This is a genomic window from Nocardia macrotermitis, from assembly GCF_009604405.1.
In the GTDB taxonomy this organism is placed as follows: Bacteria; Actinomycetota; Actinomycetes; order Mycobacteriales; family Mycobacteriaceae; genus Nocardia; species Nocardia macrotermitis.
This window is the reverse complement of the sequence record NZ_WEGK01000005.1, coordinates 380363-396506: the sequence shown is the minus strand read 5'-3', so window position 1 is coordinate 396506 and position 16144 is coordinate 380363. Positions and strand designations below refer to the sequence as shown.

Sequence of the window (16144 nt, the reverse complement as noted above, 5' to 3'; positions counted from 1 at the left end):
ACACCGCGTCCCGGGCTCGCCCCACCACGAACACCCACACCCGGCCACGCGAATCGCCACACCGCAACCCCGGGCTCGCCCCACCACGAACACCCGCACCCCCAGCCACCCGGATCACCACACCGCGTCCGGCTCGCCCCACCACGAACACCCACACCCCCAGCCACTCGCATCACCACACCACACCCCGGGCTCGCCCCACCACGAACACCCACACCCCAGCCACCCGGATCACCACAGCGCATCCGGCTCGCCCCGGCACGTGCGCCCGCACCCCGGCCACGCGGATCACCACAGCGCACCCCGGCTCGCCCCACCATGGGCTGCCCCATCACAGCGCCGGAAGTCACGCAACGCTCACCACATCCCGCACACGCACACGCACTCAGCGTCGGGGGTCATGCGGTGATCACCGGGACGCCGGTCGCCTTGCTCACGAGTTTCTCGAATTGTGCTGGGTCCGTGGTGCATTCGCCCAGCGCGATAACCTTGTTCGCGCCGTGGTAGTCCGAGGAGCCGGTGGTGAGCAGGCCGAGTTCGGCGGCCAGTTCGCGGAGCACCGCGCGGTCGGCCGGGTTGTGGTCCGGGTGGTCGAGTTCCAGACCGGCCAGACCGATCGTGGCCAGGTCGCGGATCTCGTCGAGGGCGAGCAGCCGGCCGCGCGTGCGGGCGCGGGCATGCGCCACCACCGCGACTCCGCCTGCCGCAGTGACCATTTCGACCGCCGTTCGCAACGGGGTGTCGGCCTTCTCGGCGTAGTAGCGCCCGCGCGGAGCCAGCAGATCCACGAAGGCCGCGTCCACCGTCGGCACCACCCCGGCCGCGACCAGTGCGCGCGCCAGATGCGGACGTCCCGCCGCGGGCCCCGCCGAGGCGACCACCTCCTCCGGATCCACCGGCAACCCGTCCGCCGCCATCCGCTCGGCCATCGCCCGCACCCGCGCCACCCGCTCCCCCCGCAACCGCTCCCGCTCCCGGGCGAACGCGACATCCCCCGGATCGAACAGATACGCCAGCAGATGCACCGGCACCGGCCACCCGTCCTCCCCCATCCCCTGACACGACATCTCCATCCCCCGCACCACACTCATCCCCGCGGGCAACGCCGCAACCGCCTCCCCCCACCCCGCGGTCGTATCGTGATCGGTGATCGCCACCACATCCAGCCCCGCCCCCACGGCATTCCGAATCAACTCCGCCGGACTGTCGGTCCCATCGGACACGCTGCTGTGGGTATGAAGGTCGATGCGCACCCATCCATACTGCCCAACGCCGCGGTAGCTGCTACGGCGACCACGGTGAGTCAGCGACCACGGTGAGTCAGAGGTTGGCCGCGCCGCGTTCCGGGTCGCGAACGTCGATATCGGCCTCGGCCCATGCCTCGCGCAACGCGGGGGCGCCGCGCAGGCGGACCCAGGCGGCCTCGGTGGCGGTGATCGGGGCGACGGACAGGAACCGGACCGGGTCGGCGGGTTCGGGGAGGGCGAGGTCGGGGATGTCACCGGGGCCGAGCAGGACGGCGGTGAAGGGGGCGTTGCGCCACAACGGTTCTCCCAGGTCCAGCAGCGCATCCGGTTGCAGCACAACACCTTCCACTGCGGGGGAGGCGATCAGGACGCCCAGCGCGCGGGTCAGGCCGGTGTGGGCGGCACTGCCGCGCAGGGTCAACACCAGTTCCGCACGCGGCCCACGCTCCGGATCCACCACTGCCGCAGCGGGATCCGTCATCGGATGCCGCGCGCCACCGAGCGTGACGTAGTGCACGAACTCGCCGCCGGGAATCCTCAGGATCTCGATCGGCTCGAGCCCCAGGAACGTCACCGAGGCCGAATCCGCGCTCGGCACACCGAAATACCCGAGCACCGCCGCCCGGACCGACTCGATCACATCCATACCGAACCGGCCTCCACACCAGCACGACGCAACGAGAATCCGCGCCGCCGCAGGGCGCGTACCGGATCGCTCATACCGTCAGATCGCCAGCCGGGCCAGCATGTCGCGCGCCTGCTCGGCGGCCTTCGGCTCGCACAGCACATCGTAGCGACCGGCCACCAACTGCATGGTCGAGGCGAAATCACGCTGACCGCGGGTGGCCGCGTACGGGATCGAGGTGGAGATGACGCCGAAGATCACACCGCCCACCAGGCCGACCAGCAACGCCAGCGCGCCGCCACTGGAGAATATGCTCAACAGCAGCCCGAAGAACAGCCCGAGCCACGCGCCCGAAACCATCCCTCCGCCAATGACTTTGCCCCACGTCAACCGGTAGAGCACCCGCTCGACCTGCATCAGGTCCACTCCGACGATGGTCACGTTCTCCACCGGGAAGTGGTTGTCGGCCAGATAGTCGACCGCGCGCTGGGCCTCGGCATACGTCGGATACGAACCGACCGGCCACCCCGACGGCGGGGTCGGCAGCGCCTGCCGATTGCGATTCGAATTCCCGAGTGGGTTGGTCATAACTCCATCATGCTAGTTCCCGGCGGCCGGTGGGGGTACGAAACGCGTGGTTCGTGCCATTCCGGCGGCCGGGCCCGCAGCTCAGTCGGCCGGAGGTTCGAACGCTGTGGTGCGCGTCATCCCGGCGGCCCGCCCCTTCTCCGCGACGACCTGAGCCATCTTCGCGCTGGCCTCGTCGATCATCTCGTCACCGAGCATCACCGCACCGCGCGCGCCGCCCTGAGCCGAGGTGTGGAACGCGTACGCGTCCAGAATCTCCTCGGCCCGGTCGTAATCGGCCTGGCGCGGGCTGAAGATCTCGTTCGCGGCCTCGATCTGCGTCGGATGCAGCACCCACTTGCCGTCGAAACCCAGTGCGGCCGTGCGCGCCGCCGCCCGCCGGAACGCGTCGAGATCACGAATTTGCAGGTAGGGACCGTCGATCGCCTGCAACCCGTGCGCCCGGGCGGCGAGCAGGATGGTCATCAGGATGTGGTGGTAGGCGTCGCCGGTGTCGTACCCCTCGGGCTGCTCCCCCACCACCAACGTGCGCATATTGATACTGGCCATGAAGTCCGCCGGACCGAACACCAGCGTCCGCACCCGCGGGCTCGCGGTCGCGATCTCATCGATGTTGCGCAGGCCCAGGGCGTTCTCCAGTTGCGGTTCGATACCGATCCGCCCGACCTCGAGCTCGCACGCCTTCTCCAACTGGGTCAGCAGCAGATCCAACGCCCGCACTTGCCCGGCGTCGACCACCTTCGGCAGCAGGATCGCGTCCAGGTGCGCACCCGCGCCCTCGACCACCGTGATCACATCGGCGTAGGTCCACTGGGTGGTCCAGTCGTTGACCCGCACCACCTTGATCTGATCACCCCAGCCCGACGAATTCAGCGCTGCGACAATGTTTCCCCGCGCCGCGACCTTGGCGGCCGGAGCCACCGCGTCCTCGAGATCCAGGAATATCTCGTCGGCGGGAAGGCCCTTGGCCTTCTCGATCATCCGGGGGTTGCTGCCGGGAACTGCGAGCACCGAACGGCGGGTTGGCATGGGCGACTCCTCCACGTCTGGGTTCGGTGGGGAGTCTAGCTGTGGCGAGTCCTGCGATCCGGCCCCGGACCGGTGCCTCTACGCTTTCAGGCATGGCTTCGACGAGGGTTTTCGCGGCCAGGCTCGCCGGTCTGGTGGTCCTGGGTCCGGACGGCGAATCGATCGGCCGCGTCCGGGACGCGGCGATCTCGATCCGCTACGACCGACAACAACCCCGGGTGCTCGGCCTCATCGTCGAATTGCCAACGCGCAAACGGATTTTCGTGCCGATGCTGCGCGTCACCTCGATCGAGCCCGGCTCGGTCAGCCTCAATACCGGCACGGTCAGTCTGCGCCGGTTCCAGAAGCGTCCCGGCGAGATGCTCGCGCTGGCCCAGATCCTCGACTCGCGCGTGCAGGTCGAGGATCCCGATCTGCCCGAACTCGACGGCGTCGAGGTCTTCGTCGCCGATCTGGGCATGGAACAGACCCGCACCCGCGACTGGGTGGTCTCGCGGGTGGCGGTGCGCCGGTATCGCGGACTGGGCCGGGCGCTGCGACGCAGTGCGGTGCACGTGGTGGACTGGACCGAGGTGCGCGGGCTGACTCTGCAACAGCTCAATCTGCCCGGCCAGAGCGTGACCGCGCTGCTCGAACAGTTCGAGGGTCTGCGGCCCGCCGACGTCGCGCACCTGCTGCGCGAACTGCCCGAGAAACGCCGCATCGAACTGGTCCGCGCCCTGGACGACGAACGTCTGGCCGACGTCGTGCAGGAGCTGCCCGAGACCGACCAGATCGACGTGGTGCAGAACCTGGGCGTCTCGCGCGCGGCCGACGTGCTCGAGGCGATGGACCCCGACGACGCCGCCGACCTGCTGGGCGAACTGCCCAAGGGCGAGGCCGAGGCGCTGCTCGCGCAGATGGACCCGGAGGAGTCCGAACCGGTGCGCCGGCTGCTCGAGTACTCCCCCTACACCGCGGGCGGCATGATGACGCCCGAACCGGTCGTACTGCATCCGGCCGCCAACGTGGCCGAGGCGCTGGCCCGGGTGCGCGATCCCGATCTGCCCGCGGCGATGGCCTCGATGGTGTTCGTCGTCCGGCCGCCCACGGCCACCCCGACGGGACGTTATCTGGGTTGCGTGCACACGCAGCGACTGCTGCGCGAACCTCCGGCAACCCTGCTCGGCGGCATCGTCGACACCGACCTGTCCCAGCTGCGGCCCGAGACCTCGCTGCCCGCGGTGACCCGCTACTTCGCCACCTACAACCTGGTCTGCGGACCGGTGGTCGACGCCGAGAACCACCTGCTGGGCGCGGTGACCGTGGACGATGTGCTCGATCACCTGCTGCCCGAGGACTGGCGAGAACATGATGAGGAAGCACACGAAGTACACGCCGCCGCGCACGCCGGGGTGAGCTCGCAGGCCGTGGCCGAAGGAGAAGTGCAGTGACCGACCGCGCCGACAAGCCCCGCGCCCGCCTCGAGACCCCGGTCGAAACCCGGTTCCGCTTCGATTTCGACGCCGAGGCGATGGCCCGGACCAGCGAGCGGATCGCCCGTTTCCTGGGCACCGGTCGTTATCTGGCGATCCAGACCGTCATCGTGGCCGTGTGGATCGTGTTGAACATCTTCACGATCGCACTGCGTTGGGATCCGTATCCGTTCATACTGCTCAACCTGGCCTTCTCCACCCAGGCCGCCTACGCCGCGCCGCTGATCCTGCTGGCGCAGAACCGGCAGGACAACCGGGACCGGGTCTCGCTCGAGGAGGATCGCCGACGCGCCGAGCAGACCAAGGCCGATACCGAGTTCCTGGCCCGCGAACTGGCGGCGTTGCGGATCGCGGTCGGCGAGGTCGCCACGCGTGACTACCTGCGTCGAGAGCTCGAGGACATCAAAGGCATGTTGAGCCGCATCGAGTCGATCACACCGTTGGACGATGAAGATCCGAGCGATGCGCCCAAAACGCGGAAGAGTACCGATCGGAAGAGGGCGCAGGTACCGATTTCGCCACAACTGAGTGGCAACTGACCGCAAATATCGACAACATCTTCGACACCGATGGGTAACCTGGATCACGATACACGGAACGGCGGGTTGTATCAGAGCCGCTCACATGACCAGAGGGGAATGGTGTGCCGATGCGAATATCTGGACCGGTTACCGTATCGGCGCTGGTGGCAGCGGGTTTAGTGGCCTCGAGTTCGGCCGCGCAGACCGTCGCGCATCCTGGGTCGCAGAGTACGGCCGAACCACAGCTGGCAGCGGCCACCGACCCCGCGAACCCGATCGCGGCCCTGAACGACGAGTCCGCCGGTCTCGTTCCGGCCGCGCCCGAACCCGCCCGCAAACTTCGCGCGATGTCCTCCCCGACCGACGGCCTGCCGCTGTTCGGGGGCACGATGCCGCTGCGGGACATCTCGCTACCCGGCGGAGGCGGGATCTTCGGCATCCCCGAGATCGTGCTGGCCGCCTATCGCAATTCCGAACTGGCGCTGGCCTCCTCCGAGCCCGGCTGCGGGCTGAACTGGAGCCTGCTGGCGGGCATCGGCAAGATCGAGTCGAATCACGCCGGAAACGGCCGCACCGACGCCAACGGCACGACCGTCGGGGTCATCTACGGTCCCGCGCTGGACGGCACGCTGCCCGGCAACGAGGTTATGAAGGCCAGCGACGGCGGCTATGTGCGCGCCATCGGCCCGATGCAGTTCCTGCCCGGCACGTGGTCCCAGTACGCCGCCGACGGCCGGGGCAACGGCCGTCCGGACCCCAACAACGTCTTCGACGCCGCCCTGGCCGCGGGCAAGTACCTGTGCTCGGGCGGGCTGAATCTGCGCGATCCGCAGCAGCAGTTGCGCGCGGTGCTGCGCTACAACAACTCGATGGCGTACGCCTCGGAGGTGTTGAGTTGGGCCAACGCCTACCGGACCGGTGGCGTGCCGACGCAGGTGACCATCTCCCCGGACCTGATTCCGCCCGGCACCATGCCCGAGGGCGCGGGCGCGCAGATGACCGCGGCCAATTCGAAGGTGACCACGACCCCCGGTCCGGCCACGCAGGCCCCCGTCACCGCGAACACCCCGCCGACGCCCACGCCGACCGAGGTGATGATCAACGTCCCGGGGCTGCCGCCGATCCCGTGTGGCATCTTCTGTCCGGCGCCGCAGCAGGTCAAACCGTGCGATCCCGCCGCGACGCCCATTCCGGCGCAGCACCCGGATCCGAACAACCCGCTGGCCGGATTCCTGAAATGGGCTCCGGGAGCGCTTGCGGGACAGGCGAATCCGGCCACCCCGGCCAAGCCCGGCGACCCTGCGGTCGGTACCCCGGTCGATCCGAAGGATCCGAACGCCAAGCAACTGCCCGCGTCCTGCACGCAGCCACAGCCGCAGGCACAGGCCCAACCGCAGGCAGCCCCGGCCAAGCCGGACGTTCACCAGGCTCCCGCGCCTGCTCCGGCTATCAAGCCGCAACAGCCCGCGGAACCGGCGAAGACGCCCGAGCCCGGCCCCGCCGCGCCGCAGGCGGCCACCGTCGCGCCGCCTCCGCCGAGCATCACGTTGCCGTTCGGCATCGTCATCCCGCTACCCCCGGCGCCGCGATAACGCTAAACCGGGAAAGGCATCACGAAGGGGTAACGAAAAGGTCTCGGATGCGGTAACCTTCAATCGTTGTGTCACGCAAAGCTCACAGCGAGCATTGGAGGGTCCGCGCACCGTGGGACGTCACCGAAAGCAGCCGGAGCCCGTTTTCCGGCGCGGATCCGTTATCGCACTGGCCGGTCTCGTCCCCGCGGGGGTCGTCACCGTCAGCACCGCCTCCGCCTCCGAGTTGAACACCGGCGAGTTCACGGCCCTGTCCGCGGCCAAGCACGAAGCGGGCACGCAGCAGGCCCAGGCCGCCGCCGCGGCCACGGTCTCCGACGAAACCATGCACATGGCAAAGCATTCCGGGCCGCCGGTCGTGGAATCGGTTGCGCTGCCGCAGAATCGGGCCGAGGCGCAGGCCCCGGCCGGTCCGCTGGGTATGCCGGGCGTGGCCTACGCCGCCTACCAGAACGCGGAGAAGATCCTCGCGCAGGAGCAGCCCGACTGCCATATGCCGTGGTCGATGCTGGCCGGTATCGGTCAGATCGAGTCGCATCAGGCGTACGGCAAGCTCGACGCCGACGGCAATCCGCTCGAGCCGATCTACGGCCCGGTGCTGGACGGCAGCCTCTACGGCAACAACGTCGTCCCGGAGACCGACGGCGGCGCTCTCGACGGGATGACGAGTTACGCCCGCGCGGTCGGCCCCATGCAGTTCCTGCCCGAGACCTACCGCAAGTACGCGGGCGACGGCCGCGGCATCGGCGTCTCCGATCCGCAGAACATCTACGACGCCTCCCTCACCGCGGGCAAGTACCTCTGCGAAGGCGGCCTGGACATGCGCGACCTGTCCCAGCAGTCCCGAGCCATCATGCGCTACAACAACTCCATGGCCTACGTCGCCAACGTCATGGCCTGGGAAACCGCCTACCGCACCGGCGTCACCCCCCACGCAGCCGACCTGCCCACCATCTGACACGGCCGACGAGTCCCATCCACAGCTCCGGGAAGCGAAGGCCGGCAACGAAGTTCACGGCCACCGCAGAGTTCGAGGCCGTCTCGTCGGTTCGGACACGTGTCGTATACGCAGGTCGAGGACCGCAAGCCGCCGCACGTCCCACCGATCGGCCACGTGGCGGATATGAGGAACGAGTGCCCAACACCGGCCACGCCCCCTTCGGAGCGGAGCCGGGGCCGAAAATGCGGCACCCGCCGGAGCGGAACGGGAGCCGAAAACCGCACAGCTAGACTCGGCGTTATGTCTGTGGTTACGGAATCGGATGTGCGGGGCGCGCTCGCGAAGGTGATCGACCCGGAGATTCGCAAGCCGATCACCGAGCTGGGCATGGTCAAGGGGGTTCGGGTTGCGGCCGACGGCACCATCGACGTCGGGATCTACCTGACCACGGCCGCCTGCCCGATGCGTACCGAGATCAGTGATCGGGTGTCGCGGGCGATCGCCGATGTGCCCGGTGCGGGCGCGGTCACCGTGGAACTCGACGTGATGAACGACGAGCAGCGCACCGAACTGCGCAAGCAGTTGCGCGGCGACGCCGCCGAACCGGTCATCCCGTTCGCCCAGCCGGGTTCGCTGACCCGCGTCTACGCGGTCGCCTCCGGTAAGGGCGGTGTCGGAAAGTCCAGTGTCACAGTGAATCTCGCGGCGGCGCTGGCCGCCCGCGGACTGTCGGTCGGCGTCCTGGACGCCGACATCTACGGCCATTCGGTGCCCCGCATGCTCGGCACCGATCAGCGGCCCACCCAGGTCGAGCGGATGATCATGCCGCCGATCTCACACGACGTGAAGGTCATCTCGATCGCCATGTTCACCCAGGGCAATACGCCCGTGGTGTGGCGCGGCCCGATGCTGCACCGCGCGTTGCAACAGTTCCTCGCCGACGTGTTCTGGGGCGATCTGGACATCCTGCTGCTGGATCTGCCGCCCGGCACCGGCGACGTCGCGATCTCCATCGCCCAGCTCATCCCGAACGCCGAGATCCTGGTGGTGACCACGCCGCAACCGGCCGCCGCGGAGGTCGCCGAGCGGGCCGGGGCGATCGCCCTGCAGACCCGGCAGCGCATCGCGGGCGTGGTGGAGAACATGTCCTGGCTGGACCTGCCCGACGGCTCCCGCATGGACCTGTACGGCTCCGGTGGCGGCCAGGACGTCGCCGATCGCCTCACCCAGGCCGTCGGCGCGAATGTCCCACTGCTGGGCCAGATTCCGATCACCCAGGAACTCCGCGAGGCGGGCGACGACGGCACCCCCATCGTCCTGAGCGCCCCCGAGAACCCGGCCGCCCAGGCCCTGCACGCCATCGCCGACAAACTCGCCGTCCGTCGCCGCGGTCTGGCGGGCATGTCGCTGGGTATCGACACCACCCGGCATCTCTGAGTTCTCCCGCCACTCCGGGCTTCTGCACGCCCCCGGGCGAGTTCGGCGCGGCAGGTCCGCGAAAGGCCCTGCGCTACAGGATGTTCCAGCGGGACGCCGTGCCCGCACGAAGGGCGTCTATGCGGCGCAGGACCTCTCGCGCACACGGGGTGCCGGGGGCGGACTTGTACGCGTTGGTGGTGATCATGCGAAGTTCTCGGAGGTCACGCAGCCACGGGTAGCCGGACCAGGTCCGGATGTCGAAACCGTAGGCGTGACAGAACTTCTCGTATTCGACCGCGGGATGGGCGAAGCGGCGGCAGTGCACCTCGAGGGTGACCAGATCCCATTCGGGGTGGCCGTACGCCACACTCTCCCAGTCGCAGAGCACGGCACGATCGGTTTCGTTGTCCCACAGCATGTTCCGGTGATGCGCGTCCCCGTGGATGAGGCCCGGCGGCAGCACGAAGGTGACCTCGGCGGCACGCGCGGCCAACCGCGCGCGTTCGGCCCGCAGCAGTGCGCGATGCTCGGGAGTCAGAATCCGGCTCGCCGCAATGGATCTCGCGATCCGGGTGAAGGTTCCGGCCAGGTGCCGGGCGGGCAACCACTGCGGCGGCCGGGTGCGCAGCGAATGCAGCATCGACAGCGGCTCGGCGAGATCCGGCGCGATGATCTCCCGATACTGCGGCAGATACTGCCAGAAGGTGACCACACAACCGTCGATCTCCATCGGCTGCCGCACCGACGCCAACCCCACCACCGACACCTGCCGAGCCCGCAACCAGCGCACCAGCGCGACGACATCGACCGCGGTCGCCCCCTGATGCGGCCGATCGATCTTCACCACCACCGGCGCGCTCACCAACCGGTACACCGCATTGGTGTGATGCCGCAGCAACTGCGCGCCCGTGTGGTCCAGACCGACCGCACGACAAGCGATGTCGAGGATCGCCAGGGTCCGTTCCGGAGTGAACCCCGGGGCCGCGACCGGCTCGACGGGCTCGAATGTCGTGATCATCGCGCCGCCTCCGTGCCAGCCGCAACCAGATGCCGCAATTCCTCCACCCGCCGCCGCCCGCGCCCCCGATCCCCGATCGCGTCCACCACCGCGGCCGCGCGCCGCACCACGATCGTGGTCCGATGCTCGGGCGGCAACGTGGTCAGCACCTGCGCGGCCAGCTCGCACGCCTCGTCCACCGCGCCGTCGAGGGCGTAACCGATCGCGGTGTCCAGCTCGATGAGCGCGGGATCGACCACCACGCCCGGACTCATCCGATACAGCTGCAACGCCTGCTCCTGCACCCGCCGCGCGGCGTCGGTGCGCCCCAGATTGGTCAGAATGCCGGATTGATAGAGCAGCAAACGCTTTTCACCGAATCGGAACGCCTCGTCGGTGGGAGTGTCGCCGAGTTCGACGGTCCGGTGCACCGCCCGGTTCAACGCCAGATCCGCGCCCGCGGAATCACCCAGCCGGGCAAGCGCCCGCGCCTCGGCCGCCGCGGCCAGAGCCGTTGCGTCATCGGCGATTTCGGGTAGTTGCGCCTGCGCGGCCCGGGCCAGTACGACGGCCTGCTCCGGACTGCCGTAGTAGTACGGCAGCATCGCGTGCTGGGCCCGCACCCGTGCCCGCAACCGCAGGTTGGCGGTGTCGTCGGCGGCCATGCGCGCGGTGCCGTACCAGAAGTTCGCCCGTTCGATCTGGCCGAGTTTCATCAGCGCGTCCGCGATCAGCAGGCCCAGCACCGCGGTGACCTCCGAGAGCCGGGACTGGATGGCCGCGGGCTGCCGCTGCGTCGCGACGGCCTGGACTTCCAGCACGTCCGGCAGCACCGTGGCCAGCACCTGCGCGGGCGGGGTGCGGGTGTAGGCCAGGACGCGGCCGGCGGCCCGCTCCTCCATCAGATCCACCATCACCGGTCCGACCGTGCAGGCGGCCACGGTGCGGTCCACGAGCGCGCGGGCGTCGTCCAATCGTGCGAACAGCGTCGCGTCGTAACTCGCGACCGGGGCGGCGGGCGCGGTGGCTCGGCGCGCGGGCAACCGGCGTGCGCCGAGCGCGGCCTCGCCCTCGACGAGGATCTGCTCGAACCGCTCTCGCACCTCCGGCCCGACCTGCACCAGCAGGGTGTCGAGCAGTTCCTGGGTGAGCGGACGCGGGGTGACCGCGCTCAAACCGGCACGCCAATTGGCCACCGTCGTCATCTCGATACCGAGGTGAGCTGCGAACTCCCGCACGGACTTTCGCGTAGCCTCCTGCAGCGCCACCGCTTCGAATCCGGTCCACGGCCGACCCAACACCATTGTGAGTCCTGTTGTGAGTACTTGTTAATTCTGTGTTTCGAACCTTCGTGCCAACAGTAGGCCAACACCAACGCCAACACTGCGCGATTTCGCATCGGTACGGAAACGACGAAAGTAGATGGGGCACCCGGCGTCGAGCGTCACCCCACAGCCGGAGTCATCGCGCACCGTGGCGGCGATCCTGAGACCACGGCGGAACGACGGCGGCGGTATGCGTACCCAGGAAGGCACGCGGACGTCGTCGAGCCCGTTCCCGGCGCCGGGTGCATCCGCTCGCCCAGGAGGTATCTCCCATGCACACACCATCTTCCGGCACCCGGGACATGTGGTTGATGAACAGCCGCAACTGCTCGCACGAGCCCGTCGAACTCACCGACGAGCTGGCGCGATTCATCCTGGCCGTACACGCCGGGCACGGCGGCGGCTGTCGGCAGTACCTGGCCGCGTCCGCGTTCTGTTTCCGGCGCACCGGCGAAAGATGAACCGGCGGTTCGCGTCCCGGCGCGATCCGCACCCGTTGCGGGGCGACGCCTTCGACGGCAGCGTCGCCCCTGTCGGTGCCGCCCCCTATTCTCGAACGCATGCTCACGATGCTGCTGTACGTGCTGATCGTCGGATTGGTCGCCGCGCTGCTGTTCCTGGTCGCGAGCGCGGTGTTCGGTCGCGCGGAGGAGCTGGGTCCGCTGCCCGAGGGGACGACCGAGACCGTGCTGCCCGCCCACGACATCAGCGGCGCCGATGTGCGGGATCTGCGCTTCCAGCAGGTTTTCCGGGGTTACAAAGCGGGCGAGGTGGATTGGGCGCTGGCCCGGCTCGCGGCCCGCATCGATGAGCTCGAAACCCAACTGGCCCAGTCGCGCGGCGAGACACCGCAGCACGCCAGGACCACCGATCCGGTGGAGCAGACCGGCCCCGGCGTGATCCCCGGCGCCTGGACCGGCGGCCACCCCGCCCTCGACCTGCCACCGTCCGGCGCACCTCTCGAACGCCCAGGCAACGGCCAGGGCACCGCGTCACCCGAACAGAACACCGGAACCTCCGGCGACACGCCCGGCCGCATCGACGGAATGCAATCGTCCCTGGCCGGACTCACCTCCGGTTACACCCCCGCCACCGACACGCCCGGCAACCCGTCCGGTCAGATCCCCTGGCACAACCCCTCCGAAACCGGACCCTGGGAGCCGCCGCCCGCCCCCTCGACCGGCAGCCTCTCGCTACCACCGGTCGGCCCGACCCCTGTCCAGGCTCCGCAGCAGCCCGTCGCCTGGCCCACCCAGCCCGGACCGACCGCACCGGGGCAGCTGTGAGTGCCGACGGACCCGCCACCCCCGACGGCCGGGTGCGCTGTGGCTGGGCCGAATCCTCGCAGCTCTACCGGGACTATCACGACCAGGAGTGGGGTCGGCCGCTGCACGGCGACGACGCGCTGTTCGAGCGGATGAGCCTGGAGGCGTTCCAATCGGGGCTGTCCTGGATCACGATCCTGCGCAAGCGTCCGGCCTTCCGATCGGCCTTCGCCGGGTTCTCGATCGAGCGGGTCGCCGAATTCGACGACGCGGACGTCGAGCGGCTGATGGCCGATCCGGGCATCGTGCGCAATCGCGCCAAGGTCGTGTCGTGTATCGGGAACGCAAAAGTTGCCCGTGAGCTGGACACTAGTCTGGACAAGTTGATCTGGTCGTTCGCCCCGAGGCCACACGCCCGGCCGCGAACACTATCCGATGTGCCCGCCGTCACATCCGAATCGACCGCTCTCGCAAAGGAACTCAAGCGACGCGGGTTCCGCTTCGTCGGTCCGACGACGGCATATGCCCTGATGCAGGCGACCGGAATGGTGAACGATCATCTGGCCGATTGCTGGGTCGACGCGCACGCGTGAGTACACGCCCGGCTGGTCGGTTTTGGAACTCCGGTACCCGCCCAGTTCCGCAATAGGGAAGAATGGGCCTGGTGTAGCCCCTCGGCGCGGCGATCGCCGCTTCGGCGGGCTACCTGTTGGTGACAACAACGAGTTCCAAGAAAGTGCGCAGAAGACCGCGCGGATCTGGAGGGAGCAGAGGATGGCGGCCATGAAGCCCCGCACCGGGGATGGTCCCCTCGAGGCAACCAAGGAAGGGCGTGGAATCGTCATGCGGGTTCCACTCGAGGGTGGCGGGCGTTTGGTCGTCGAGCTCACGCCCGATGAGGCGGCGGCTCTGGGCAAAGAGCTCACCCAAGTCACGAGTTAGTCGCTCGATTCGCCCGAGGAGGTGAATCCGGCGGTACAACTCGCCACGGTCGCGTTCTTGCTGGCCTGTCCCGAATGCGGTGACGTCCTGGCTGTCCGCGGTCGTTCATTGTTCTGCGCGCGCGGACACGGTTTCGATATCGCCCGGCAGGGATATGTCAGCCTGCTGACGGGTGCGTCGACGAAAATGTCCGGCGATACCGCGGCCATGCTCGACGCACGGGCCGCCTTTCAGGATGCGCGCCATTTCGCACCCATCGCCGAGGCGGTGGCCGACGGCGTGCATCGGGACACTCCACCGACGCCGTTCTCGATACTCGAGATCGGTGCCGGTACCGGGTACTACCTCGCCGCGGCATTGGACGCCGCGCCGGATGCGAACGGGATCGCCTTGGACGTGTCCAAGCCCGCAGCCCGGCGCGGCGCTCGCGCACATCCGCGGGCCGCGTCGATCCTCGCCGACGCCTGGCGCGGCCTGCCGATCGGGGACGGCCGGATCGATCACGTGCTGTCGGTGTTCGCGCCCCGCAACGCCGGCGAGATCGCCCGGGTGCTCTCGCCCGCCGGTCTGATCACGGTGGTGACCCCGACGCCGCGACACCTGTCCGAGCTGATCGAGCCGCTGGCCATGATCGGCGTGGACACCGCCAAGGACGATCGTCTCACCGAGACGATGTCCGCGCATTTCGTGCTGCGCGACCGCGACGTCGTGGAGTACCCGATGACACTCACCCACACCGACATCGCGAATGTCGCCGCCATGGGCCCCTCGGCCCATCACGCCGCGGAACAGCGCGCCGAGCGGATCGCGGCGCTGCCGGAGGTGGTTCCGGTGACCGCCTCGGTGACGGTCTCGACCTTCGGCCGGGCCTGAGCCTCACCCCTAACCGGTGAGCACCGCCGCACCGGTGAATACCTTTGCACAGCAAGGTATTCGGTGCGATCAGCCCTTGCGGATGTGTTCGTACAGCCGCACGGTGCGTTCGGCGACCTGCGTCCAGTCGAATTCCGCGATGGCCCGCTCACGTCCGGCGAGACCCAGGGCTGCGGCCAGTTCGGCATTCCCGGCCACCGCGTTCACCGCATCGGCCAGACCGCGTTCGAACTCCGCGGGCGTCTCGCTGTCGTAGTGCACCAGCCGCCCCGTGGCCTCGCCGACCACCTCCGGAATCCCGCCCACATCCGACGCGACGACCGCGGTACCGCATGCCATCGCCTCCAGATTCACGATCCCGAGCGGCTCGTACACCGACGGGCACACGAAAACCGCAGAGGCCGCGAGAATCTGACGCACCTGTTCGGTCGGCAGCATCTCGCGCACCCAGAACACGTCCCCGCGACGCCGCGCCAACTCCGCCACCGCCGCCGACACCTCTGCCTCGAGCTGCGGCGTATCGGGCGCCCCGGCGCACAGCACGAGCTGGATCCCCGGATCGAAATCCCGTGCGGCCGCGAGCAGATGCCCGACGCCCTTCTGCCGGGTGATCCGCCCGACGAACGAGACGATCGGCCGGTCCTTGCGCACCCCCAACTCGTCGAGTACGTCGCGAGCCTCGGACACCGGGCCGCCCGGATGCCACACCTGCGCGTCGATTCCGTTGTGCACCACGTGAACCCGGTCCGGATCGATGGCCGGATAGGCGTCCAGCACATCGCGTCGCATACCCGCGCTGACGGCGATGATCGCGTCGGCGTACTCCATCGCATTGCGTTCGGACCACGAGGACAACCGGTATCCGCCGCCGAGTTGTTCGGCCTTCCAGGGGCGACGCGGTTCGAGCGAATGCGCGGTCAGCACGTGCGGAATCCCGTACAGCGCCGCGGCAAGATGTCCGGCCAGGCCGGTGTACCAGGTGTGCGAGTGCACCACGTCGACGCCGTCGGCGGCATCGGCCATGCGCAGTTGCGCCGACATCATCTGCAACGCGGAATTCGCCGCGTACAGCATGGGGTCGGGTTGGTGCACCACCGCGTCGTTGCGCGCGACACCCATACAGTGCACGGTCACATCGCACAGTCTCCGCAGCTTCGCGGTCAGCTGGGTGACGTGCACACCCGCACCGCCGTACACCTCGGGCGGATATTCACGAGTCATCATCGCGACCCGGAGACGATCGCGTTCCTGGGGCTCGCCGCTCATCAGACGGGAACTCACCGGTCCAACCTAATCGTTCACCTTC

At 68.8% G+C, this 16144-nt stretch carries 16 protein-coding genes and 1 pseudogene; 10 read left to right on the top strand and 7 right to left on the bottom strand.

The window, feature by feature from the left end:
- Nucleotides 1–398: 398 nt before the first annotated feature.
- The 4 genes from NRB20_RS14710 to NRB20_RS14695 all read right to left on the bottom strand — a co-directional run bounded on the left by NRB20_RS14710 (nucleotide 399) and on the right by NRB20_RS14695 (nucleotide 3489).
- A complete protein-coding gene (locus tag NRB20_RS14710) occupies nucleotides 399–1253 on the bottom strand; it encodes a PHP domain-containing protein (RefSeq protein WP_319944920.1) in 855 nt (284 codons plus the stop codon).
- A gap of 67 nt (nucleotides 1254–1320) precedes the next feature.
- Entirely contained in the window at nucleotides 1321–1893 is a 573-nt protein-coding gene (locus NRB20_RS14705; RefSeq protein WP_153410631.1) for a suppressor of fused domain protein, read from the bottom strand.
- A gap of 78 nt (nucleotides 1894–1971) precedes the next feature.
- Complete coding sequence (locus NRB20_RS14700; protein ID WP_153410630.1) at nucleotides 1972–2460, bottom strand: general stress protein; 489 nt, start codon at nucleotides 2458–2460, stop codon at nucleotides 1972–1974.
- An 81-nt stretch (nucleotides 2461–2541) separates the two neighbouring features.
- Complete coding sequence (locus tag NRB20_RS14695; protein WP_153410629.1) at nucleotides 2542–3489, bottom strand: HpcH/HpaI aldolase/citrate lyase family protein; 948 nt, start codon at nucleotides 3487–3489, stop codon at nucleotides 2542–2544.
- Between the two features lie 92 nt (nucleotides 3490–3581).
- On the opposite strand from NRB20_RS14695, the gene NRB20_RS14690 reads away from it, so the two are divergent.
- From NRB20_RS14690 to NRB20_RS14670, 5 genes are all read left to right on the top strand, one after another.
- A complete protein-coding gene (locus NRB20_RS14690) occupies nucleotides 3582–4922 on the top strand; it encodes a magnesium transporter MgtE N-terminal domain-containing protein (RefSeq protein ID WP_153410628.1) in 1341 nt (446 codons plus the stop codon).
- On the top strand, nucleotides 4919–5503 hold the full coding sequence (locus NRB20_RS14685) for a DUF1003 domain-containing protein (RefSeq protein ID WP_319944919.1): 585 nt from the start codon (nucleotides 4919–4921) through the stop codon (nucleotides 5501–5503). The genes NRB20_RS14690 and NRB20_RS14685 overlap by 4 nt, the downstream gene beginning before the upstream one ends.
- A 146-nt stretch (nucleotides 5504–5649) precedes the next feature.
- Entirely contained in the window at nucleotides 5650–7077 is a 1428-nt protein-coding gene (locus NRB20_RS14680) for a lytic murein transglycosylase (protein WP_319944918.1), read from the top strand.
- A gap of 112 nt (nucleotides 7078–7189) precedes the next feature.
- Complete coding sequence (locus NRB20_RS14675; RefSeq protein ID WP_319944917.1) at nucleotides 7190–8035, top strand: lytic transglycosylase domain-containing protein; 846 nt, start codon at nucleotides 7190–7192, stop codon at nucleotides 8033–8035.
- A 282-nt stretch (nucleotides 8036–8317) separates the two neighbouring features.
- Nucleotides 8318–9454, top strand: a complete 1137-nt coding sequence (locus NRB20_RS14670) for an Mrp/NBP35 family ATP-binding protein (RefSeq protein ID WP_153410626.1) — start codon at nucleotides 8318–8320, stop codon at nucleotides 9452–9454.
- Nucleotides 9455–9527: 73 nt separating this feature from the next.
- On the opposite strand, the gene NRB20_RS14665 is transcribed toward NRB20_RS14670, so the two are convergent.
- Nucleotides 9528–10454 (bottom strand): aminoglycoside phosphotransferase family protein, encoded by a 927-nt coding sequence (locus NRB20_RS14665; RefSeq protein WP_153410625.1) that lies wholly within the window; start codon nucleotides 10452–10454, stop codon nucleotides 9528–9530.
- On the bottom strand, nucleotides 10451–11737 hold the full coding sequence (locus NRB20_RS14660) for an XRE family transcriptional regulator (RefSeq protein ID WP_153410624.1): 1287 nt from the start codon (nucleotides 11735–11737) through the stop codon (nucleotides 10451–10453). Before NRB20_RS14660 ends, NRB20_RS14665 begins: the two co-directional genes overlap by 4 nt.
- 293 nt (nucleotides 11738–12030) lie before the next feature.
- Here NRB20_RS14660 and NRB20_RS14655 point away from each other — a divergent pair, with 293 nt between their 5' ends.
- From NRB20_RS14655 to NRB20_RS14635, 5 genes and pseudogenes are all read left to right on the top strand, one after another.
- On the top strand, nucleotides 12031–12219 hold the full coding sequence (locus tag NRB20_RS14655; RefSeq protein WP_153410623.1) for a hypothetical protein: 189 nt from the start codon (nucleotides 12031–12033) through the stop codon (nucleotides 12217–12219).
- A gap of 99 nt (nucleotides 12220–12318) precedes the next feature.
- Nucleotides 12319–12633, top strand: a pseudogene (locus tag NRB20_RS14650) (DivIVA domain-containing protein); the annotation flags it as partial.
- Nucleotides 12634–13040: 407 nt separating this feature from the next.
- The gene (locus tag NRB20_RS14645; protein WP_319944916.1) at nucleotides 13041–13616 is read left to right on the top strand and encodes a DNA-3-methyladenine glycosylase I; all 576 of its coding nucleotides are present in this window, start codon (nucleotides 13041–13043) and stop codon (nucleotides 13614–13616) included.
- Between the two features lie 181 nt (nucleotides 13617–13797).
- The gene (locus NRB20_RS14640) at nucleotides 13798–13965 is read left to right on the top strand and encodes a DUF3117 domain-containing protein (protein WP_083895957.1); all 168 of its coding nucleotides are present in this window, start codon (nucleotides 13798–13800) and stop codon (nucleotides 13963–13965) included.
- Nucleotides 13966–13986: 21 nt separating this feature from the next.
- Nucleotides 13987–14838, top strand: coding sequence for a putative RNA methyltransferase (locus NRB20_RS14635; RefSeq protein WP_319944915.1), 852 nt, complete (start codon nucleotides 13987–13989; stop codon nucleotides 14836–14838).
- 69 nt (nucleotides 14839–14907) lie between these two features.
- Here the strand turns inward: NRB20_RS14635 and glgA are convergent, their stop codons facing one another.
- Complete coding sequence (gene glgA, locus NRB20_RS14630) at nucleotides 14908–16104, bottom strand: glycogen synthase (protein ID WP_153410819.1); 1197 nt, start codon at nucleotides 16102–16104, stop codon at nucleotides 14908–14910.
- Nucleotides 16105–16144: the final 40 nt, after the last annotated feature.